This is a genomic window from uncultured Winogradskyella sp., assembly GCF_937958655.1.
GTDB lineage: Bacteria > Bacteroidota > Bacteroidia > Flavobacteriales > Flavobacteriaceae > Winogradskyella.
Genome location: NZ_CALGNH010000014.1, coordinates 1 through 22415 on the forward strand (window position 1 = coordinate 1; position 22415 = coordinate 22415).

The window sequence follows — 22415 nt, forward strand, 5'->3', positions numbered from 1 at the left end:
GGTGGGTTAGCTACTCTTTCTTCGTCTATTTCGCCTTTAACCAACATATACTTATCCAAAATTGCTTTATAATCTTCGGATGTTTTTGCACTTAGGTTTTTAGCATCACCTTTTAATAAGTTAAGAATTTCCGTAAATGTCGAACGCATATTTTTTTGTTCTTGTTCATCTAGGACTTCGGCGAGATATTTATCAATAAACTCTACTGCATTAACCTCTGATGCAGACGGTAAATCTTCTGTTTTAGGAATTATAATATCAACTATATTTTTAACAAAAGTTGCTTCATCTGTATTTAAGAACGTAGGTTTCCACCCTTCTGGAGTAGAGCTACAACTCTGTAATAAACTAATTAGCGATGGTGTTACAACTACAAAACCTGTTGCTAAACCTAAATTTTTAAGTGCTTCTCTTCTATTCATTATCAATAAGGTTATGCGTTATTTTTTTTAAATTCCTTTACAGCATAATCAACCGCTCTTGCCGTAAATGCCATATAGCCTAATGATGGATTATGGCATGCAGATGAGGTCATAAAAGAGCCGTCTGTAACATATACGTTAGTGCAAGCATGTACTTGATTCCATTTGTTTAATACCGAAGTTTTTGGGTCATGGCCCATGCGTGCAGTACCCATTTCGTGTATGCCTAAGCCTATGGCAAACTTTTCTCGTTTATCATAACCCTTCACATTTTTAAAGCCAGCCTTCTCTAACATTTCTATGGCTTGGTTTTTCATATCCTCGCGCATTGCAATTTCATTCTCTCCAAAAGCAGCATCAAACGTGACTGTTGGTAGTCCCCATTCATCTAGTTTGTTGTAATCGAGGTACATTCTGTTATTGTGGTCTGGTAAAGCTTCACCAAAGGCGAGAAGATTCATTTGCCATTTTCCAGGTTTTAAAACTTCTTCTTTTAAATCTCTACCGTATTTTAATTCCGCAACCATTTCCGAAACATCACCACGACTTGCACCGCCTTGGTAGCCATAGCCTCTTAAGAATTTATTAGTGTTTGTTTTGCCGCCAATATTTCTAAATCTCGGAATGTAAATACCGTTTGCTCTACGTCCTTTAGTGTATTTGTCGTCAAAACCTACAGCATCACCCTTAGCACCAACTTGAAAATGATGATCCATTATATTGTGCCCTAATTCGCCACTGTCATTTCCTAAACCATTTGGAAAACGTTCTGATTTAGATTGTAAAAGTATAGACGCAGAAGCAATTGAAGAAGCGCACAAAAAGATAATTTTGGCCTTAAATTCAATTTTTTCTTTGGTCTCAGCGTCAATAATTCTCACACCAGTCGCTTGTTTTGTATTGTCATCATAGATAACTTCATAAGCTATAGAATTTGGTCTTAAGGTCATGTTACCTGTGGCTTCAGCAGCTGGTAAGGTAGAAGAATTACTGCTAAAATAAGCTCCGAAAGGGCAGCCACGCATACATCTATTTCTGTACTGGCAAGTACTACGACCGTTACCTGGTTTTGTGCCCTCGGTGATATGTGCTGTACGACCAATGGTTAAAACTCGGCCGTCGTTGTACTGCTCGGCAATATTTTCTTTTAAATGTTCCTCAACACAGTTAAGATTCATTGGTTTTAAAAGATTTTGATCAGGGAAATGTTTTAAACCTAAATTCTCTCCACTTACACCTATATAATCTTCAACATAGTCGTACCAAGGTTCTATATCTTTATAGCGTACTGGCCAATCAACAGCGATGCCTTCTTTTTTATTAGCCTCAAAATCCATATCGCTTAACCTGTAGCTTTGTCTTCCCCACATTATAGAGCGACCTCCAACATGGTAGCCACGCATCCAATCGAAACGTCGATCTTCATTGTAAGGGTGTTTTATATCATCTACAAAGAAGTGTTGGTGGGCTTCATTGGTTGTGTAACCTGTTCGATTTTGTTTAAATTTTCTGCGAATTGTTTCAGCAGTTGGCTTGCCACCATTTGGTAAATCCCAAGGATCCAGATTTGCCGTTGGGTAGTCCTCTCTATGCTTTACCATTCTACCACGTTCAAGAACTAAGGTTTTAAGGCCTTTTTCGCAAAGCTCTTTAGCAGCCCATCCACCTGAAATTCCGGTACCTACGACTATGGCATCAAATTGTGCTGTTTCTACTTTTGTATCCATATTTTTAATTTAAACAATATTATGGTGAAATTGATAATGTTTTCCGTATTAATTTGAGAAAAGTTTATTAATTAACAAATAAATTCTTAGAAAAAAGAAAATTAGCTATTTTGCTACTCATATTTGTTTAAATTTTTTCAGTGAAAGTAAATATACAAGAAATAGAACCTTATGAGGCAGATGGAGTAATGTATCATGCAGATACGTGTTTGCCATTAATTGATGCTTATAATAGGAGGAAAATTAAATTTAAAGCCTTAGCAAGACATACCTATCCAGGCGATCGGTTAGATGACAATACATTGGGTTTAAATAGTATAGGGTATTGGGATGCTAATGAGCCGCAAGATTGGGGTTTAGATTGGCATAGAAATGAAGGTATAGAATTTCATTTCTTAGAGTCTGGTACAATGCCTTATTCACAAGAAAATAAAGAAGTAGTTTTAACTCCAAATCATTTGACCATAACTAGGCCTTGGGAGGCGCATAAAGTGGGTAACCCTAATATAGGTATGGGGAAATTTTACTGGGTAATATTAGATTTAGGAGTAAGACGTCCGCATCAAGATTGGGTATGGCCAGATTGGATTACACTTACAGAATCCGATTTGGGTCAATTAACTACCTTTCTAAGACAAAATGGGCAATCAATTTTAAAGACGGATCAGCGTATGCGCGACTGTTTTAAGCGTATTAATTTAGCCGTAAACTCAGACGAAAATGGGAGCAATGCATCTAAAATTAGACTGTTAGTTAACTATGTGCTAATATTAATTTTAGATCTTCTTAAAACACAAAATATAGAGCTTAACGAATCCTTAATTGATAGTTCTCGAAGTGTGCAGTATTTTTTAAAAGAATTAGATAAGAAATTATCTGAGGATTGGACGATAGAGCGTATGTCTAAAAGCGCAGGTGTAGGTCTAACTCGTTTTACGCATCACTGTAAGCAGTTAACAAATTTAACACCAATGCGTTATCTTACAATGCGTCGTTTAGAAATGTCTAAAAAAATACTATTAGAGAATGAAAAATTAACTGTAGGTGATGTTGCATATTCTTGTGGTTTTACCACGAGTCAATATTTTTCAACCGTTTTTAAAAAGCACGAAAAATGTTCGCCTAACGCCTATAGAAAACTTCATAAGTATAACACCTCTTTAACTGCATATCCTGAAATTTAAATTGTTTAAATTCTTTCACTGAATAAAAGTAAACAACAGTAGTAGTTTTATTATATAAATTACGTCAAACTAAAAAAATCTATTAAATTTCATGAGACGATTATTAAGTATTCCAATTATTACGTTGTTATTTCTAGCTCAGGGTTGCCAAAACGCTACAAAAGAAGAACAAGGGAAAATAAAAGAAGGAACTGAATCTGTTATAAGTAAAGATAAAATACACACTATTTCCTTAGCACAATGGTCTTTACATAGAGAAATTGAAACAGGTAAATTAGATCCGTTTGATTTTCCGAAAGCAGCCAAAGAACTTGGTTTTAATGCCGTTGAATGGGTAGATCAATTATACCAAAAAGAAATTGATAGTCTAGGTTTTGACGCTGTAATAGAGCGATGGAAAACAGAAAGCGAAACGTATGATGTTGAAAACGTACTGATTATGGTAGATCGTGCGGGTAATTTATCGTCTTCAGATGAAAAAGAACGCAATGAGGCTATAGAAAAGCATAAAAAATACGTTGATGCAGCAGCTTATTTAGGGTGCCATGCCATAAGAGTAAATACTTTTGGAACATTTGATGCAAATGAATGGGTGGCGGCTACTTACGATGGCCTCAAAAAACTATCAGAGTATGCAGCAACAAAAAACATTAATGTTCTTCCTGAAAATCACGGTTGGTATTCTTCTGATCCCAGAGTGTTAATGCCAGTAATTGAAAAAATAAATATGGACAATTGTGGTACACTAGCAGATTTTGGTAACTGGTGTATTAAAAGGACTAAAGAAGAAAAATGGGGCGAATGTGCAGAGGAGTATCCTGATAAATATGAAGGATTTGAAAAGTTAATGACTAGAGCCCATGCGGTCAGTGCCAAAGCATACGAATTTGATGAAAATGGAAATGAAACAACACTTGATTTTGAAAGATTTGTTAAAATCATTAAGGACTCTGGTTATGATGGCCCTATAAGCGTTGAATATGAGCACGAATCGTTAAATGAAAGAGAAGGTATTTTGGCTACTAAAAAATTATTATTAAGGCATTTAAAATAATTTAATATGAAATCAATAACATCTACAAAATTATCTATAATGATGTTCCTCGAATTCTTTATTTGGGGAGGCTGGTTTGTGACAATGGGTTCTTTTCTGGGAAACAACTTAAGTGCGTCTGGAGCTGAAACTGCGATGGCATATTCTACACAATCTTGGGGAGCAATCATTGCCCCTTTCATCATTGGGTTAATAGCCGACCGTTTTTTTAATGCCGAAAAAATATTAGGTATACTTCATATAGCTGGTGCTATCTTAATGTATTTAATGTCTCAAACTACTGATTTTAGTGTCTTTTATCCATATGTCTTAGGTTACATGATTGCATATATGCCAACACTTGCACTAGTAAATTCGGTTGCATTTAACCAAATGAACGATCCTGCGAAACAATTTCCTCATGTAAGAGTTTGGGGAACAATAGGATGGATTTTAGCAGGCTTGGTTATAAGTTTTGTGTTCAAGTGGGATTCTATTGAGAATATTGCCAATGGTATGTTATCTAATACATTTTTAATGGTGGCTATTGCTTCGGCTGTTTTAGGTGTTTTTAGTTTTACGCTACCAAAAACACCGCCAAGTATTTCTAAAGATGATAAGGTAGGTCTTTCAGATATATTAGGGTTAGATGCTCTAAAATTATTAAAGGATACTAACTTCTTAGTTTTCTTTATGTCTTCAGTTTTAATATGTATTCCTTTAGCCTTTTATTATCAGAATATAAGTCCGTTTTTAACAGAATTTAAAGTTGAGAATTCAACAGCATGGGCTTCTTTAGGTCAAATGTCTGAAGTGTTATTTATGTTATTATTACCTTTTTTCTTTAAAAAATACGGTTTTAAGAAAACAATTCTATTCGGAATGTTAGCTTGGGGAATTAGATACTTATTGTTTGCTTATGGAAATGCTGGTGAGTTATTCTTTATGATTGTATTAGGGATTGCTTTGCATGGCATTTGTTATGACTTCTTCTTTGTGTCTGGACAAATCTACACAGACTCTAAAGCTGGTGAGAAAGTAAAAAGTGCTGCTCAAGGTCTTATAACTTTGGCAACATATGGTGTAGGCATGTTAGTTGGGTTTTGGGTAGCCGGACAAATTGTAGATAAAAATTTAATAAGTGAAGGCCTACATAGTTGGAAAGATATATGGGTATTCCCAGCAATCTTTGCAGGTGCTGTTATGCTTCTGTTCGCTTTCTTATTTAAAAATGAAAAAATAGAATATAAAGATTAATAAATAACATGAGTAATAAAATACGACTTGGCATTTTAGGTGGAGGAGGAGATTCGCTTATAGGAGTATTGCACAGAGTTGCATCTTCAATGTTCGATAGATATCAACTCGTTGGAGGTTCTTTTAACCCATCGCTAGATGAGAGTATTAAGTTTGCCAATCAGATAGGTATTCCCACAAAGCAAGTTTATAAAGATTTAGATACATTAATTGAAAAAGAACTAGCACTTCCCGCAGATAAACGTATGGAAGTGGTGTCTATTTTAACACCAAATTTTTTGCATTTTCCAATGGCCAAAAAGCTGTTAGAAAATGGATTTAATGTTATTTGCGAAAAGCCAATGACAACAACTTATGAGGAGGCAAAAATTCTTCATGAAATCCTTAAAAAATCAAATACTGTATTTGCGGTGACTTATACGTATACGGGTTACCCTATGGTAAGGCAAATGCGCCACATGATTGCTAATGGAGATATTGGTAAAGTGCAGAAGATCGATGCACAATATTATCAAGGGTGGATAAATCCAATTATCCATGATAAAGATAAGCGTAAAAACACATGGAGACTGGATCCTGAAAAATCAGGTATCAGCTGCTGCATTGGCGATATTGGTACCCATGCTTTTGATATGGTTGAGTATATGTCTGGTCTTAGGGTTAATTCAATTTTAGCCGATTTAAATTACCTCTATGAAGATAATCAAATGGATATTGATGGTACAGTTCTAATTGATTGTGATAATGATGTTAAAGGTGTTATTAGAGCCAGTCAAATAGCAACGGGTGAAGAAAATAATTTTACAGTACAAATTTATGGTGATAAGGCTGGATTAAAGTGGGAACAAGAAAACCCTAATTACCTTTATTTATTAGAAGATGGTCATCCATTGAGAGTGTTAAAACCAGGAAACGATTATAATAGTGACCTATCCTTAGACGGCACCAAATTACCTCCAGGACATCCAGAAGGTATATTTGATTCTATGGGAAATATCTATAAAGGTGTTGCTAAAGCCATTAGAAACGAAAAATATGACCATGGTGAATTTCCGACTATTATAGATGGTGTTCGTGGTATGAATTTTATAGAGAAAGCAGTTGAGTCTCATAAAAAAGGAAATGTTTGGGTTGAGATTGATGATTTGTAAGCTTGTATAATAGTGTTTGGTGAATTGGTGAATTGGTGGATTGGTGGATTGGTGGATTGGTGAAGTAGTGGGATGGTGAATTTGTAAAATGGTAAATTGGTTAATTTGTGTATTATTTAGAAGATTTAGAGGTTTATAAATTGTCAGTTGAAATTAGAAGAGATTTTTCTCAGTTTACGAAGTCTTTGCCAGATGAAGAAAAGTATAAACTAAAAGATTAAATAATAAGAGCTTCGCGATCAGTTACTGCAAATATTGCAGAAGGTTATGGTCGCTATCATTTTCAAGAGCAGATACAATATTGTCGCATGGCAAGGGGTTCGTTATTTGAATTAAAAGATCACTTAGGTGTAGCACTTGAAGAAAATTATATGAACTTAGATGCTTATAACCTTAAAATTAAGAATATCGAAAATGTAGTTAAAAAACTAAACGGTTACATTAAGTATCTTCAAACACAAAAAAGTAAAAAGTAGTAAAATGAATAAGACACTTTTTAATTGGATTACAATTCTACCAATTTACCAATTTACCAATTAACTAAAACAATGAAAACAATAAAAGGACCTGCTGTATTTTTAGCACAATTTATGGATGATAAAGCACCATTTAATTCATTAGATGGACTTTGTCAATGGGCAAGTGCTTTAGGCTATAAAGGCATACAAATACCAACAGACTTAAGTCTAATAGATTTAGCAAAGGCGGCTGAGAGCCAGACTTACTGTGATGAATTTAAAGGAAAGATTAATTCCTATGGATTAGAAATAACCGAATTATCGACCCATCTACAAGGGCAGTTAGTAGCTGTACATCCTGCTTACGATGCTATGTTCGATAATTTTGCGCCAGAGCATTGCAAAGGAAAACCTAAGGCAAGAACCGAGTGGGCTATTCAACAGGTAAAAGATGCAGCAACAGCAAGTCGTAGATTAGGGTTAAAAGCGCATGGTACGTTCTCTGGGTCATTACTTTGGCATACGATGCATCCTTGGCCGCAGCGTCCAGATGGATTAGTAGAAATGGGATTTGAAGAACTTGCAAAACGATGGATACCAATTCTTAATCATTTTGATGAACAAGGGGTTGATGTCTGTTATGAGGTACATCCTGGTGAAGATATACATGATGGTGTAACCTTTGAACGTTTTTTAGAAGCCACTAATAATCATAAGCGTGTTAATATACTCTACGATCCATCCCATTTTGTTCTACAACAATTAGATTATATTGAATATATAGATCATTACCATGAGTTTATTAAAGCTTTTCATGTAAAGGATTCTGAGTTTAATCCAACAGGTAAAAAAGGAGCTTTTGGTGGTTATGGAGATTGGAGAGATCGTGCAGGGAGATATAGATCTTTAGGTGATGGGCAAGTTGACTTTAAAACCATTTTTACAAAGTTAACCAAATATGGCTGCGACGTTTGGGCTGTTATGGAATGGGAATGTTGCATTAAGAGTCCAGAACAAGGTGCTAGAGAAGGAGTGAAATTTATAACAGATCATATCATAGAAGCGACGGAAAAACGTTTTGATGATTTTGCGGGATCAGAAGCAGACGATGCGCATTTAAGAAAAATATTAGGATTAAATTAACGTAATAACGCAGTCTGAAAAGCTCAAGATTGTAAAGTATTAATTCCTTAAAAAACAAAACAATGCATACAAAACATATAATACTTATTCTATTGTTAATGGTTACAGTTTTTAATTGCAAAAGCGAAAAAGAATCTGAAATAAAGGTAGCCAATAATTCAGAGCAAGAAATTTCAAATGAAAGTGAAGCAGAGTGGAAAGTACTTTTTGATGGTACCACGACGGATGCCTTTAGAGGCTACAAAAAGGATAGTATTTATCCGCAATGGACTATTGAAGACGGAAGTTTAGCGTTTACACCTGGCGGTGAAGGCAATAAAGATATTATCTCTAAAGAAAAATTCACCAATTTTATTTTATCGCTAGAATGGAAGGTGTCTGAGGGAGGAAATAGCGGCATTTTTTGGGGAGTGCATGAAGATGAAAAATACCCTGAAGCCTATATGACAGGGCCAGAAATACAAGTTCTTGACAATGAAAGACATCCTGATGCTAAAGTTGCAGAAGGGACGCATAAAGCAGGATCTTTATATGATATGATTGCCTGTTCTGATGAACACATTAATCCTGCGGGAGAATGGAATCTCTGTGTTATAGAAATTAATCAAGAGGCTAATGAGGCCAAAGTATCTATGAATGGTACGCAAGTAATGACGTTCCCTTTACATGGTGAAAAATGGGATGAAATGATAGCCAATTCAAAATTTACAGCTTGGGAAGGTTTTGGAAAGTACAAAACAGGTCATATAGCACTGCAGGATCATGGTGACAAGGTTTGGTACAGAAATATTAAAGTTATGGAACTTGATTGATAGCGAATAGTCCTGCAAGATATTTATTAGATCTTGTGGGTCTATATTAATTTCCGTAATTGTGCCTCCCACGGCAATAAAGTGGATTTAAATTTACCCTCCTCTAAATTTGAAATCAATAATTCACTTTGATTTAAGTTTAGAGGATTTGTTTTTAAGGCTTGCGGTTTGTTACTGAAGTTTAATAGAATGATGTAACTACTTTTCTCATCCCAACGTTTGTAAATAAACAGATTGTTGTCTTCTGGATAAAGGCATTTATAATCTCCATAAACCATTACAGAATTTTCTTTTCTAAAGCGTATCATGGTTTTGTAAAAATTAAGAATAGAGTTGGGATTATTGATTTGAGCTTCTACATTAATTGAGTTGTAGTTAGGATTTACTTTAAGCCATGGATTTCCTTCTGAAAATCCTGCGTTTTTGGAGGAATTCCATTGCATAGGAGTTCTGGCATTATCCCTACTCTGTCTATGCACTAATTTTAAAAAGGCATCCATATTTTCGCCTCTAGCTTTGGCGTCATTCCAACTGCCAAGGGTTTCAACATCGTTATAATCTTCAATTGAAGGGTATGCAACATTCGTCATTCCTATTTCATCTCCTTGATAAATATAGCTCGTGCCACGCATAGTTAACAATAGCATGGCAAGCAGTTTTGCAGATTCTAGATGATAGTCTTTGTCATTTCCAAATCTAGAAACCATACGAGAAAAATCATGATTACCTAAGAAGATACTTCCCCAGCCTTTCCCTTTTAATTTTTCATCCCAATCTGTAAAAACCTTTTTAAACTTTGGCAATGCTACGTCAATAGGATCATACTTTCCGCCAGGACCGTTGTCTATAAACATATGATCAAAATGAAAAATCATGTTGAGTTCATTTCTGCGCTCGTCAACGTAATCTAAGCCATTATTAAGGTCAATACCAGGCCCTTCACCAACAGTCATAATATCGTACTTTGAGAGTACTTTTTTATTTAGCTCATTGAGATATTCATGAATGCGAGGGCCATTGGCGTAGTAGTTTTTAATGGTGTTACCATAATCTTTAGGGCAGGGACTGTCAGGGAAATCCAATTGTTTAGAAATTAAAGAAATAACGTCCATTCTAAAACCATCAACTCCTTTCTTGCACCAAAATTCTACGATGTCATGGATTTCTTGTCTTACTTTTGGGTTTTCCCAGTTAAGATCGGGTTGCTTTTTGGTGAATAGATGTAAGAAATATTCGTCGGTTAATTCATCCTTTTTCCATGCTGAACCAGAAAAAAAGGATAGCCAATTATTAGGTGGATTTTCATCTTTTGAAGGTTTCCAGAAGTAGTAGTCGCGATATGGATTGTCTTTAGATAATCTAGATGCTTTAAACCACTCATGTTCATCTGAGCTATGGTTAAGGACTAGATCCATAACCAATTTAAGCCCTCTTTTATGCATACCTTTTAGCAACTTATCAAAAGCATCCGACCCTCCAAAATCTTCAGAAATTGCTCTGTAATCTGAAATGTCATAACCATTATCGTCATTCGGTGATTGGTAAACTGGGCAAAGCCAAATGATATCCACACCAAGTGATTTTAAATAATCCAGTTTTTCTATGATACCGTAAATATCGCCAACACCGTTACCTGTAGTATCCTTATAAGACCGTGGGTATATTTGATATACTATACCTTCTTTCCACCATGTTTTATTCATAGATTAAATAAAAAAAGAGACTTAGAATATGAAGTATGTGGACAAAACCAATATAGTAATAAACAAACCTATAGGAATTGTATATTTCCAAGGTGTAGTATCAATGATTTCTGTTACTTCAGGAATATAAATGTCCTCATCCTGTTTAGGTTTTACATATCTAAAAATTAACATTATAAACATGTTGATAACAAATAATATACCCATAATATGTAGGAAATGTGGGTAAGCTTTTGCTTTTATAATGGCTAATTCATTTGCATCTGTAACACCATTGGTAGTGGCTTGTGCAAGTGCTGCATCAATAGTGTTAGGGCCTAAGTAAAGTAAACTAAATAGGTACATTAAAACACCAACAATTAAAACTGTTTTTGCTCCAACGGCAGGAACTCTTTTAGATATAATCCCGGTTAACACTACAGCCAAAATAGGGACACTTAAGCTTCCTAAAGCTTGTTGTATATAACTAAACAAGCCATCTGGTGCATTAGCAATAAAAGGAGCAATGCTCATGCTAATTAATGCCAATATGAGACCAGCGATTTTCCCAGCTTTTACAGATTGTTTTTCTGTTGCATTTTTATTAAAATTTTGCTTGTATAAATCAGAGCCAAATAGTGTTGCGCTACTATTTAGTAAACTGTTAAATGAACTCAACACTGCGCCAAACAATACAGCAGCAAAGAACCCAATAAATGCAGTTGGTAAAACTTTTTTAACTAGCGCAGGATAGGCTTGATCTGCATTTTCTAGATTTCCTTCAAAAACATGCCATGCAATAATTCCTGGTAATACAACAATTACAGGGATTAAAAATTTCACAAAGGCAGCAGCTATCACTCCCTTTTGTCCTTCTGCTAGATTCTTAGCACCAAACACACGTTGTAAGATAGATTGGTTAGTGCCCCAATAATAAATTTGTGCAATCATCATACCCGTAAAAATTGTTCCAAATGGAATGGATGAAGTCACATCCCCTGCTGCATTAAACTTTTCAGGATTACTGTTCCATAACGTATCTAGACCATCCATCACATTTCCGTCACCAATGACACTTAATCCAAAAATGGGAATAAGAAGTCCGCCAACCATTAAGCCAATAGCATTTATTAAATCGGAAACCGCAACTGCTTTTAAGCCACCAAAAATCGCATAAATAATACCTATGATACCGATACTCCATACGCATAGCCAAATAACAGCGGATTGCGACATGCCTAATAACTCAGGTAGATCAAACATGGTGCTAAATGCTAATGATCCTGAGTATAATATTGTTGGTAATAATACAATTCCAAATGCAATTAAAAACAAAACAGCCATAATAGCCCTCGTTTGCTGATCAAAACGTCCTTCTATAAATTCCGGGATTGTGGTAATACCCGAACGCATGTATTTTGGCAATAAAAAAATAGCTGTAGCAACCATGGCAATTGCTGCTAGTGTTTCCCAGGCCATTACTAAAATACCTTCTGTAAATGCTTGTCCGTTAAGACCAACGATTTGTTCTGCGGACAGATTGGTAAGTAGTAGCGACCCTGCAATGGTTAAGGCACCTAAACTTCTCCCTCCCAAGTAAAATCCATCTGCTGAGGTTTCATCCGTGTTTCTGGTAGAATACCAAGCTACAATAGCTACTATAGCCGTAAAGCCAATAAAAGTTACAATTGATAACATAAAAGTTGAGTTAGTTTTTAGAACTTTCAATATATAAAATACAATTGGGATATATTTACAAACCTATACCTGGGCATATTTAAATTAAACGAAAACCTTTTCGTTGTTTAAATAAATGGTTTTTTTAAAAAAATTGAATATATCCTTTAATTGCTTCCTTAATTTAGCACTGCAAAGCTATTGTGTATGAAAGAAAATGAACAAACTAGTAATAATAAAAATGCTAATGGTGTTATGCTTAATGCTTACCCAGATAGTATAGGTTGTAATTTGAGCGATACCATAACCATGTTGCAATTGCCAGAGTTTAAAGATGTATTTTCACTATTTTATGTATTACCAACTTTTTTTAATAGTGATCTAGATCGCGGTTTTTCAATAATAGACTACAATATAAATAAAGATTTGGTCTCAGAGAAAGATTTAAATGCCTTAGAAGAACTTAATATTCAATTAAAATTCGACATTGTTTTAAACCATTTATCAGTAGGATCTCCACAATTTAAAGATCTTTTAAAACATGGCAAAAATTCTAAATACAAAGATTTTTTTATTAACTGGAATTCTTTTTGGGAAGGCAATGGGAACAAAAATGAAGATGGCGTAATTATACCGCATGAAGATTTTTTAAAGAAATTGTTTATGCGAAAATCTGGACTTCCAATACTAAAAGTAAAATTTCCTGATGGTACAGAACAACCCTATTGGAATACCTTCTATCAAAAAGTAGATACTGAAAAAGGAACCTATTTAGGTCAAATGGATGTTAATGCCAAGTCAGATTTGGTATGGGAGTTCTATGAAGACACTTTAAAAAAGTTAAGCGACTACGGATGTAAAATTTTACGGTTAGATGCTTTTGCTTATTTGCACAAAGCAGTAGGGCAATCTAATTTTTTTAATGAACCAGGGACTTGGGACTATCTAAACAGAATTAAACGCATTGCAGATAAAAACGGTTTAGAATTATTACCAGAAATTCATGCCGAGTACGGAGCCAATTTGCACCACAAGGTGGCGAAGAATGGCTTTAAGATTTATGATTTTTTTCTTCCAGGATTGGTTATTCATACCCTAGAAAGTAAATCGAGTTTAGCACTTTTAAAATGGGCAAAAGAAATAGTAGACAAAGGTTATAAGGTTGTAAATATGTTGGGTTGCCATGATGGCATCCCAGTATTAGATCTTAAAGGAAAAGAAGTTAATGGTATTTACAACAAAGGGCTACTAACAGATGATCAGATTGAAGCTATAATGAATGTTGTGTTAGACCGTGGAGGTAAAGTGAAGAATCTCTATGGTTCAGATGGTAAAAAAATATCTTATTACCAGGTCAATGCTACATTTTTTAGCGCGCTTGGTGAAGACTCAAAAAAAATGGTAGTGGCAAGAGTAATTCAATTATTTATGCCAGGGATTCCACAGATTTGGTATTTAGATATTTTTGAAGGTAAAAATGACTATAAAGCGGTTGAAGCGGCAGGAGAAGGAGGGCATAAAGAGATTAATAGAAGTACAATAACATTAGATGATATTAGAGCTAAATTAAAAAACGATGCTGTTGCAGCGCAACTCAATTTAATTAGATTGCGAAATACGCACGTAGCTTTTAATGGACAAATTAAAATAAAGGATCACGTACCATCAGTAATTGATATCACTTGGACAAATAACAGCCATTACGCTAAGCTATTCGTAAACTTAGAGTCTTTAGAATATACGGTTAAATATTCGTCTAAATCATCCGAAATAACATTGTAATTTTAAGATTGTATCTTAAAAATAATATGGTTAAAAGGGATTGGTATATCCTATTTACGTGCGTTATACTAAAAAGCAGAGTTGTTAAGGCTAATTATAGAACCAAAAAACCCAATTCAAAAGAATCGGGTTTTTGATGGTGGTGCCTCCAGGAATCGAACCAGGGACACAAGGATTTTCAGTCCTTTGCTCTACCAACTGAGCTAAGGCACCAATTGCTTAATTAAGCGAGTGCAAATATAAATTCATTTTTAGTATTACCAAAAAGAAATCGTAAAATTTGATTTTATAAATTTGTGAAATAGTTTTTGTGTATGAATCTTATTATTGATGTTGGGAATACCTTTGTAAAGTTTGCGGTTTTTGAAAACCATGTATTAATGCATAAAATTAGCTTTGAGTTGGCTGATTTTAAGATAAAATACAAAGCACTACAAAACGTATTTCCAGATATCCATAACTGCATTGTTTCTTCAGTTGGGCGTTTAAAAGATCAACAAATAGACGATGTAAAAGAGGATTTAAAAGTGCTAGAGTTAAGCCATAAGACAAAAATGCCCTTCAAAAACTCATACCAAACACCAAAGACTCTTGGTGTAGATCGTATAGCATTAGCTAGTGCCGCTGTAGATCAGTTTCCAAATAATAATGCACTTATAATAGATGCTGGTACCTGCATAACTTACGATTTTGTTACGGATAAAAATGAATACTTAGGTGGAGCTATTTCACCTGGTATTAGATTGCGTTATGAGGCACTACATAATTTAACGGCTAATTTGCCGTTATTGGAAAAAGACCAGCCCAAAACAATTATTGGTAATACTACAGAATCTTCAATTCATTCTGGGGTAATTGTAGGAATACTCAAAGAAATAGATGGCATAATTGAAGATTACAAGCAAAAACACCAAGATTTAACAGTTATTTTAACAGGTGGTGATGCCAAATTTTTGTCAAACCAATTAAAAAATAGCATATTTGTCAATTCAAATTTTCTTTTAGAAGGTTTGAATTTTATTTTAGATTTCAATTCAAAATAATGATTAAAAGACTCATTGTAGTTTACCTTTTATTTGCTAGTTTCATGACTTTTGCTCAGCAAGGCACCTCCTCACCATATTCATTTTATGGCATAGGAAGTTTAAAATTTAAAGGTACAGTAGAAAACCGAAGCATGGGCGGCATTAGTACCTACTTAGATAGTATACACGTTAATTTAAGAAATCCAGCATCTTATGCAGGGGAAAGCTTAAAAGGTATTGCTTTTGAGGGAGAAAGTAGACCTGTTAAATTTACATTAGCAGGCACCACATCAAACGTAAATTTAAAAGGAACATCGGCAGATGCTCAAGTTAATACTTCAACTTTTGACTATTTAGCATTATCTATTCCTGTTGGTAAATTTGGTTTTGGTTTTGGTTTACTTCCGTTTAGTTCTGTGGGCTATAGGCTCGATGATATTAATGATAATGATGATTTGGTTAATAGATTTTCGGGTGAAGGTGGTGTTAATAAAGCTTTTGTTGGTTTTGGCTATCAAATAAGCAATACCTTAAGCGCAGGTGTAGATGTTAATTACAACTTTGGTAACATTCAAAATACGGCAATAGCCTTTGCCTATACACCAGAAGGAGACCTCGTACAATACCAAACCAGAGAAAATAATAGATCAGATCTAAGTGGATTAAATTTTAACTTTGGATTGGCCTATAAAAAAATGGTGACTAAAAATTTAGAGTTGTCTGCAACAGCAACGTATGCGCCAGAGAGTACATTAACCTCTCAAAACCAGCGTTCATTCTCTACTATTTTAATAAATGTACAGAACGATGTTGAGACCGAAATAAATACCATAGAAGCTGGTATTGAAGAAAAGTCAGACATCAACCTTCCTTCACGTTTATCCTTTGGTGCAGGTTTGGGTAAGCCTAAATCATGGTTTGTGGGAGCTGAGTACACATTTCAGAACACCAGTAGTTTTTCTAACCCAGTTTTAGATAACGATATTTCTACGTTTGAGAATGCGTCTCAAATTGCCGTTGGAGGTTTCTATATACCTAAGTACGATGCGTTTTCTGGGTATTTTAATAGGGTCGTATATAGAGCCGGATTTAACTTTGCCAATACAGGTTTAGTCATAAAAGATGAGTCAATAAATGAGTTTGGCATATCTTTTGGTTTAGGATTACCAGTTGGTAACCGAAGTTTATTTTCTAATGCTAATATTGGCTTTGAATATGGACAACGAGGCACAACTAACCAAAACCTTATTCAAGAGAATTTTATAAACTTAAATTTAAGTTTATCCTTAAACTCTAGATGGTTTAGACAAAGAAAGTACAACTAACAATTTAAATTAAGATGAAGACGAGAATTACATTAATAATGGTATTGTCACTTTTTATGAGCTTTAACTTAGGTTTTGCTCAACAAGATGAAGAGTGTATGAACAACCTATCTATTTTTGATAGTTATGTGAAAAGTAAAAAATATGATGATGCGTATGAGCCATGGAAATTAGTGCGCGAAAAGTGTCCAAAATTCAATAGAGCTATCTACGTACATGGAGAAAAAATCCTTACACACAAAATAGAAAACGCTACTGGTGCGGAGCAAGTAGCTTTTATTAAAGACCTTATGTTATTGCATGACCAAAGTAGAGAGCACTTTGCTTCTAAATATGATTTGGCAGATGTGTTAGTAGATAAAGGCAATTTAGCTTATAAGTATCGTGAGGAATTAGGCATGTCCTTAGAAGATGATTATAAACTTTTCGATGAAGCCTTTACTCAGGATAAAGAGCATTTTACTAATGCAAAAGGATTATATACTTATTTTTCATTAGCAGTAGATTTATTTGATTCTGGTAAAATGCCTGCCCAAGATATGTTTAATAAATATGATGATATTATTGAAATAATAGAGAATATTATCAGTAAAAATACCACAGGTCTTAATAAAATTATAGAAAAAGAAAATGCGGATGAGACTTTAACAAAAAAAGAAGGTAAACTAAAAAAATATTACGAGTCTAGTATAAAAGCATTTGAAGAGCAAGTGATACCTAGTATGGATAAGAAGCTTGGAGATAGAGCAACTTGCGAAGTGCTAGTACCATTGTACCAAAAAGACTTTGAGCAAAATAGATCTAATGGAGTTTGGTTACAAAGAGCAATGAACCGTATGTTCGCTAAAGGCTGTAAAGAAGATCCGTTATTTTTAAAGTTGGTACAGCAAAAAAATAGCATAGAGCCAAGTGCAGATACAGCGTTTTACCTTTACTTATTAACTGGTGAGCAAAAATATTTTGACCAAACGGTAGAATTAGAAACGGATCCTTTAAAGAAAGCAAGGCTATACAAAAAGTTAGCTCAAGAACTTAAAGCTAAAGGTAGTTACAGTAAAGCGAGACAATACTATAATGAAGCATTGCGCTTGAATCCGTCAGATGGTTCTCCGTACTTAGCTATTGCAGCGATGTATGCAAAGAGTGCAAATAACTGTGGCGATAGTAACTTTAATAAAAGAGCAGTGTTTTGGTTAGCTGCGAGTACTGCTGAAAAAGCAGGTAGAGTAGATGGTCGTTTAAAATCTGTATCAGCAAAAACAGCAGCAAGTTATAGAGGAAGTGCACCGTCAAAATCAGATATTTTTTCTGCAGGTAACTCAGGGCAAAGTATTAAGATTGGGTGTTGGATCGGACGTTCAGTAAGCGTGCCAAGTATCTAATGCAAAGCACAAACATATATATATTTAAAAGCATAGTCACAGCATTTGTTGTGACTATGTTTTTTGGTTGTAAAAATAACTTTAGTGAGGTTCAGAAAGTGGGAGTTTTACAAAACCAACCCATTGGCGAAGCAGAGCAAATAGATCTTAAGTACACAGAACTAAAAGAGGAAGATACTACCGTTCATTTATTGGCAAACCTTAAGAGTCCTAAAATGTTAGACTATTCTAATAGAGCATTTTCATTTTCTGAATTTCCAGAGGGTATAGAGCTTAAGGTTTACGATGAAAATGGCAATCTAACCACCATAACATCAGATTATGCAATAGTCTATAACGATACAGATATTATTGACTTAAGAGGAAACGTAATCATTGCAACCCACGAAAAAGATTCACTCTTTACAGAGCAACTGTATTACAACGAAAAACTAGAGTGGGTGTTTACCAACGAATACTTTGACTTTAAGCGAACCACAGGGCCGCTCCACGGTAATGGTTTTGACGCAGATAAGAGCCTTAAGAAATATCAGGTTTTAGAAATGGGAGGCAGTGTCCCTTTAGATAATAATGTACCTTTTTAAAACTTACTTAAAAGACAATACGTTTTATGAAAATACTTCGATTATTTCAGTATGCCTATATTGCATTTGCAGCACTCTTTTTATGGGATGCCATAAAAAACTGGTCTATGGATAGAAATAGATCTTACATGTCTTTATTTTTTGTAGCCCTTGCTGTATTTATGTTTTTCTTTAGAAAGCGATTCGCAAAGAAATTTAAGGATAGAGACAAAGCGTAATATATGACTGTGGATATAGTCATTATTGTAACAACACTTTTATTATCTGCTTTTTTTTCGGGTATGGAGATTGCTTATGTGTCTTCCAATAAAATACATATTGAGCTAGAGAAAAAACAAGACGATTTCCTAGGTAAAATTTTAACAAAACTTACAGCAAAACCTTCAAAGTATATTGCTACAATGCTTATTGGTAACAATATAGCATTAGTTATCTATGGGCTTAAAATGGGTGATGTTTTGGTCACATGGTTTCAGTCCCTTTTACCGATCGAGAGCACTGCTCTAAGTTACGTTTTGGTAGATTTACAATTGCTAATCCAAACGGTAATATCTACACTAATAATCCTCGTCACAGCAGAGTTTTTGCCTAAAGTTTTTTTTCAGATTTATGCCAATACGCTTCTAAAAGTACTAGCGCTCCCAACCTATATTTTCTATGTGCTATTTAGTTGGGTTTCAGATTTTGTGCTTTGGATTTCTGATATGGTTTTAAAATATGTGTTTAAAGCCAAAGGTGAAGATGTGGTGTTGGCAATGACAAAAGTTGAGTTGGGTAATTTTATCAGTGAGCAGATGCAATCTGTTGACGATGATACAGCTGTAGATAGTGAGATTCAAATTTTTCAGAATGCTTTAGAGTTTTCAGACGTTAAAGCAAGAGAGGTAATGATACCAAGAACAGAGATTACCGCTGTAGAACTCTCGGATTCTATTGATAATTTAAGGCAATTATTTATAGAAACAGGGAGAACCAAAATTTTGGTGTATAAGAATAATATCGATGATATATTAGGATATGTTCATGCTTTTGAACTTTTTAAAAAGCCAAAAAACATAAAGTCTATTTTAATACCAATAGGTTTTGTGCCTGAGACAATTCTTATAAAGGATGTGCTAAATATCCTTACCAAAAAGCGCAGAAGTATTGCTGTGGTTATTGATGAGTATGGAGGTACATCTGGTATTATGACCGTAGAAGACATTATAGAAGAACTATTTGGTGAAATTGAAGACGAGCATGATACTGTAGCATTAATAGAAGAGCAAATTGATGCCTTTACCTTTAGATTTTCAGCAAGATTAGATGTAGACTATATTAACGAAGTTTACAAACTTAATTTGCCAGAAGAAGAAGCTTATGAGACTATTGGTGGTTTAATTGTTAATGCAACTGAGCAAATCCCAGAAAAAAAGGAGGCTGTTGTTATAGATAATTTTAAGTTTATTATAGAAGAAGTATCTTCTACTAAAATTGATGTTGTTATTCTTAAAATTCTTAATGAAGACTAATCGCTTAACTCGCCCATAAATTCTAAGCTTCTCCTTTTATTATTTAAGAGAAAATACTATTTTCGCAGACTTATTTGTATGAAAAATTTAGACTATGGCAATTTTAAATAAAATTAGACAACGCTCATTAATCCTTATACTAGTAATAGCATTAGCGCTATTTGCATTTGTTATACAAGGAGTCATTGATAATCCAAATGCATTTTCAAATACACAGGGTGTTATCGCCTCAGTAAACGGAACTGATATTGATAGAATGGATTTTCAGCAAAAAGTTAAAAACTATCAAGATAGAGTAGGTGGCAGAGTTACGGCAACCCAAGCTATGAATACCATATACAACCAAGAGCTTAGAACCATTATAATGAAAGATGAATACGAAGCCCTAGGATTGTCTGTAGAAAAAGACGAGATGAGAGATTTGTTAAAAAACAGCTTTCAGTCTTACCCAGAGTTTCAGGATGAAAATGGGATATTTGATGTTAACCGCTTAAATGCTTTTATTTCTAACCTAAAAGATCTTAAAGGAGAAGCTGCGCCTTTAGGTAATTTTATGGTAAATTATGAGAGTTGGTCTAATAATGAGCAAACTATTGCTGCTAATGCAATGCAACAATCGTATTACAGTATGATTAAGGCTGGTGTAGGTGCTACAATAGAAGAAGCTAAAGACGAATACATAGCAGATGCAAAAACAGTAGATATTAGATTTATACAACTTCCTTATACAAGTATAGCAGATAGTTTAGTAGAAGTAAAAACTTCGGATGTAAAAGCCTATATAGATAAAAACAAAGAGCAGTTTAAGGTAGATGCCAACCGAGAAGTTGTTTATGTTGAGTTTAAAGAAGAGGCTTCAAAAGAAGATGAAGAAATCATTAAAGCAGGTCTTTTAGGTTTAAAAGCGGATAAAGCAGAATATAATGAAAGCAGTAAAAATACAGATACCATTCCTGGTTTTGATACCGTTACTGATGTTGCAGAATTTGTAAACTCTAATTCAGATATTAAATATAATGACTCTTATCTAAGAGCTGCTCAGTTACCAGCCGTTGCCAAAGATACTTTAATGCAACTCGGAGTAGATCAATATTATGGGCCTTATAAAGACGGTCAATACTTTAAACTTTCTAAAGTCATAGATAGTAAAAGACTACCAGATTCTGTTAAAGTAAGACACATATTAATTCCTTTTGTTGGTGGGCAACGTGCGGATGTATCCGTTACAAAAACACCAGAGGAGGCTAAGAAAACAGCAGATAGTATCTTAACCGCTATAAAAAGAGGTGCCAAGTTTATGGATTTATTAGAGTTGTCTTCTGATCAAGTGAGTAATGAAAAAGACGGTGAAATAGAGTTTGCTTATAATGCTGGGATGGCACCAGAATTTAAAGCGTTTTCATTTGAAAACAAAAAAGGAGATATTGATGTTGTGCAAACATCATTTGGTTATCATGTTATTGAAATTTTAGAGCAAAAAAGTTTTAATAAAGCTATAAAACTGGCAACAGTAGCGCATAAAATTGAACCTTCTGACAAGACATTACAAGACGTTTTTAACAAAGTGTCTAAGTTTGAAATAGCAGCTAAAGATGGAGATTTTAATGCATTAGCTGAAGAAAGAGAGCTAACCGTTAAGCCAGTAACTTTTAAAGCACTAGACGAAAATATTCCTGGACTTGGTAGTCAAAGACAGGTAGTGCGTTGGGCTTTTGAAGAAGGTACTGATGTTGGAGAGTTTAAGAGATTTTCAGTATCTGGTTTTGGATTTATCGTTGCTAAATTGGTAGAGAAAAATGAGGAAGGTCTAATGAGTGTAGAAGATGCTTCAGTTAGCGCTGCACCTGAAATAAGAAAAGCGAAGAAGGCAGAAATGATTAGAAATAAAGTAACAGCTTCTACATTAGCAGATATTTCAAAAAATCAAGGTCAAAGCATTAGAACCGCAGCCGCTGTAACTATGAAGAATACAACGCTTGCAGGTGCAGGTGTTGAGCCTAAAGTTATTGGTGCTGCCTTTGGTTTAAAGCAAGGTGAGACATCAAAACTAATTGATGGCGAACGCGGTGTATATGTTATAGAAGTTACTAAAATTACTGAAGCTAACGAATTAGATAATTATACGTCTATAATGAACAGGTTGAGTGCTGCTAGAAAAAATACAGTACAAGGAAAAGTATATCAAGCATTAGAAAAAGCAGCTGATATAGAAGATAATAGAGCTACGACAGTATACTAAGATATATATATAATAATCAAA

General features: G+C 34.4%; 19 protein-coding genes and 1 tRNA gene. 15 read left to right on the forward strand and 5 right to left on the reverse strand.

Annotated features, from left to right (window positions below):
* Together Q0800_RS03035 and Q0800_RS03040 are read right to left on the reverse strand one after the other, a co-directional pair.
* On the reverse strand, positions 1-422 hold a 422-nt coding region (locus Q0800_RS03035), incomplete at its 3' end, for a gluconate 2-dehydrogenase subunit 3 family protein (protein WP_299127502.1).
* 11 nt (positions 423-433) lie between these two features.
* Positions 434-2149 carry a GMC family oxidoreductase gene (locus tag Q0800_RS03040; protein WP_299127503.1) on the reverse strand — a complete coding sequence of 572 codons (1716 nt, stop codon included), beginning with the start codon at positions 2147-2149 and terminating at the stop codon, positions 434-436.
* A 140-nt stretch (positions 2150-2289) separates the two neighbouring features.
* Between Q0800_RS03040 and Q0800_RS03045 the strand changes: the two genes are divergently transcribed.
* The 7 genes from Q0800_RS03045 to Q0800_RS03070 all read left to right on the forward strand — a co-directional run bounded on the left by Q0800_RS03045 (position 2290) and on the right by Q0800_RS03070 (position 9187).
* Entirely contained in the window at positions 2290-3333 is a 1044-nt protein-coding gene (locus Q0800_RS03045; protein ID WP_299127504.1) for an AraC family transcriptional regulator, read from the forward strand.
* Between the two features lie 91 nt (positions 3334-3424).
* Positions 3425-4387, forward strand: a complete 963-nt coding sequence (locus Q0800_RS03050; protein ID WP_299127505.1) for a sugar phosphate isomerase/epimerase family protein — start codon at positions 3425-3427, stop codon at positions 4385-4387.
* 6 nt (positions 4388-4393) lie between these two features.
* Complete coding sequence (locus tag Q0800_RS03055; RefSeq protein ID WP_299127506.1) at positions 4394-5623, forward strand: nucleoside permease; 1230 nt, start codon at positions 4394-4396, stop codon at positions 5621-5623.
* Positions 5624-5631: 8 nt separating this feature from the next.
* Entirely contained in the window at positions 5632-6774 is a 1143-nt protein-coding gene (locus Q0800_RS03060; protein ID WP_299127509.1) for a Gfo/Idh/MocA family oxidoreductase, read from the forward strand.
* A 224-nt stretch (positions 6775-6998) separates the two neighbouring features.
* Positions 6999-7250, forward strand: coding sequence for a four helix bundle protein (locus Q0800_RS14150; protein ID WP_366518827.1), 252 nt, complete (start codon positions 6999-7001; stop codon positions 7248-7250).
* 72 nt (positions 7251-7322) lie between these two features.
* The gene (locus Q0800_RS03065) at positions 7323-8375 is read left to right on the forward strand and encodes a sugar phosphate isomerase/epimerase (RefSeq protein ID WP_299127511.1); all 1053 of its coding nucleotides are present in this window, start codon (positions 7323-7325) and stop codon (positions 8373-8375) included.
* Positions 8376-8437: 62 nt separating this feature from the next.
* A complete protein-coding gene (locus Q0800_RS03070) occupies positions 8438-9187 on the forward strand; it encodes a DUF1080 domain-containing protein (RefSeq protein WP_299127512.1) in 750 nt (249 codons plus the stop codon).
* Positions 9188-9228: 41 nt separating this feature from the next.
* On the opposite strand, the gene Q0800_RS03075 is transcribed toward Q0800_RS03070, so the two are convergent.
* A complete protein-coding gene (locus tag Q0800_RS03075; protein WP_299127514.1) occupies positions 9229-10890 on the reverse strand; it encodes an alpha-glucosidase in 1662 nt (553 codons plus the stop codon).
* 21 nt (positions 10891-10911) lie between these two features.
* The gene (locus Q0800_RS03080; RefSeq protein ID WP_299127515.1) at positions 10912-12567 is read right to left on the reverse strand and encodes a solute:sodium symporter family transporter; all 1656 of its coding nucleotides are present in this window, start codon (positions 12565-12567) and stop codon (positions 10912-10914) included.
* Between the two features lie 186 nt (positions 12568-12753).
* On the opposite strand from Q0800_RS03080, the gene gtfA reads away from it, so the two are divergent.
* The gene (gene gtfA, locus Q0800_RS03085) at positions 12754-14328 is read left to right on the forward strand and encodes a sucrose phosphorylase (protein ID WP_299127517.1); all 1575 of its coding nucleotides are present in this window, start codon (positions 12754-12756) and stop codon (positions 14326-14328) included.
* Between the two features lie 137 nt (positions 14329-14465).
* On the opposite strand, the gene Q0800_RS03090 is transcribed toward gtfA, so the two are convergent.
* A tRNA-Phe gene (locus Q0800_RS03090) sits at positions 14466-14541 on the reverse strand.
* 101 nt (positions 14542-14642) lie between these two features.
* On the opposite strand from Q0800_RS03090, the gene Q0800_RS03095 reads away from it, so the two are divergent.
* From Q0800_RS03095 to Q0800_RS03125, 7 genes are all read left to right on the forward strand, one after another.
* Positions 14643-15371, forward strand: coding sequence for a type III pantothenate kinase (locus Q0800_RS03095; protein ID WP_299127520.1), 729 nt, complete (start codon positions 14643-14645; stop codon positions 15369-15371).
* Positions 15371-16678, forward strand: a complete 1308-nt coding sequence (locus tag Q0800_RS03100) for a hypothetical protein (RefSeq protein ID WP_299127522.1) — start codon at positions 15371-15373, stop codon at positions 16676-16678. The genes Q0800_RS03095 and Q0800_RS03100 overlap by 1 nt, the downstream gene beginning before the upstream one ends.
* A 14-nt stretch (positions 16679-16692) precedes the next feature.
* A complete protein-coding gene (locus Q0800_RS03105) occupies positions 16693-18060 on the forward strand; it encodes a tetratricopeptide repeat protein (RefSeq protein ID WP_299127525.1) in 1368 nt (455 codons plus the stop codon).
* A complete protein-coding gene (gene lptC, locus Q0800_RS03110; RefSeq protein ID WP_299127527.1) occupies positions 18060-18644 on the forward strand; it encodes an LPS export ABC transporter periplasmic protein LptC in 585 nt (194 codons plus the stop codon). The genes Q0800_RS03105 and lptC overlap by 1 nt, the downstream gene beginning before the upstream one ends.
* A gap of 26 nt (positions 18645-18670) precedes the next feature.
* Complete coding sequence (locus Q0800_RS03115) at positions 18671-18862, forward strand: hypothetical protein (protein WP_299127529.1); 192 nt, start codon at positions 18671-18673, stop codon at positions 18860-18862.
* Positions 18863-18865: 3 nt separating this feature from the next.
* Positions 18866-20155 (forward strand): hemolysin family protein, encoded by a 1290-nt coding sequence (locus Q0800_RS03120; RefSeq protein WP_299127531.1) that lies wholly within the window; start codon positions 18866-18868, stop codon positions 20153-20155.
* Between the two features lie 94 nt (positions 20156-20249).
* Positions 20250-22394 (forward strand): peptidylprolyl isomerase, encoded by a 2145-nt coding sequence (locus tag Q0800_RS03125; RefSeq protein ID WP_299127533.1) that lies wholly within the window; start codon positions 20250-20252, stop codon positions 22392-22394.
* Positions 22395-22415 lie beyond the last annotated feature (21 nt).

What these genes read in the sequence shown, in the direction of transcription:
- Q0800_RS03040 (WP_299127503.1), bottom strand. Translation starts at nt 2,149, where the DNA reads ATGGATACAAAAGTAGAAACAGCACAATTTGATGCCATAGTCGTAGGT.
- Q0800_RS03050 (WP_299127505.1), top strand. Translation starts at nt 3,425, where the DNA reads ATGAGACGATTATTAAGTATTCCAATTATTACGTTGTTATTTCTAGCT.
- Q0800_RS03055 (WP_299127506.1), top strand. Translation starts at nt 4,394, where the DNA reads ATGAAATCAATAACATCTACAAAATTATCTATAATGATGTTCCTCGAA.
- Q0800_RS03060 (WP_299127509.1), top strand. Translation starts at nt 5,632, where the DNA reads ATGAGTAATAAAATACGACTTGGCATTTTAGGTGGAGGAGGAGATTCG.
- Q0800_RS03065 (WP_299127511.1), top strand. Translation starts at nt 7,323, where the DNA reads ATGAAAACAATAAAAGGACCTGCTGTATTTTTAGCACAATTTATGGAT.
- Q0800_RS03070 (WP_299127512.1), top strand. Translation starts at nt 8,438, where the DNA reads ATGCATACAAAACATATAATACTTATTCTATTGTTAATGGTTACAGTT.
- Q0800_RS03075 (WP_299127514.1), bottom strand. Translation starts at nt 10,890, where the DNA reads ATGAATAAAACATGGTGGAAAGAAGGTATAGTATATCAAATATACCCA.
- Q0800_RS03080 (WP_299127515.1), bottom strand. Translation starts at nt 12,567, where the DNA reads ATGTTATCAATTGTAACTTTTATTGGCTTTACGGCTATAGTAGCTATT.
- gtfA (WP_299127517.1), top strand. Translation starts at nt 12,754, where the DNA reads ATGAAAGAAAATGAACAAACTAGTAATAATAAAAATGCTAATGGTGTT.
- Q0800_RS03095 (WP_299127520.1), top strand. Translation starts at nt 14,643, where the DNA reads ATGAATCTTATTATTGATGTTGGGAATACCTTTGTAAAGTTTGCGGTT.
- Q0800_RS03100 (WP_299127522.1), top strand. Translation starts at nt 15,371, where the DNA reads ATGATTAAAAGACTCATTGTAGTTTACCTTTTATTTGCTAGTTTCATG.
- Q0800_RS03105 (WP_299127525.1), top strand. Translation starts at nt 16,693, where the DNA reads ATGAAGACGAGAATTACATTAATAATGGTATTGTCACTTTTTATGAGC.
- lptC (WP_299127527.1), top strand. Translation starts at nt 18,060, where the DNA reads ATGCAAAGCACAAACATATATATATTTAAAAGCATAGTCACAGCATTT.
- Q0800_RS03115 (WP_299127529.1), top strand. Translation starts at nt 18,671, where the DNA reads ATGAAAATACTTCGATTATTTCAGTATGCCTATATTGCATTTGCAGCA.
- Q0800_RS03120 (WP_299127531.1), top strand. Translation starts at nt 18,866, where the DNA reads ATGACTGTGGATATAGTCATTATTGTAACAACACTTTTATTATCTGCT.
- Q0800_RS03125 (WP_299127533.1), top strand. Translation starts at nt 20,250, where the DNA reads ATGGCAATTTTAAATAAAATTAGACAACGCTCATTAATCCTTATACTA.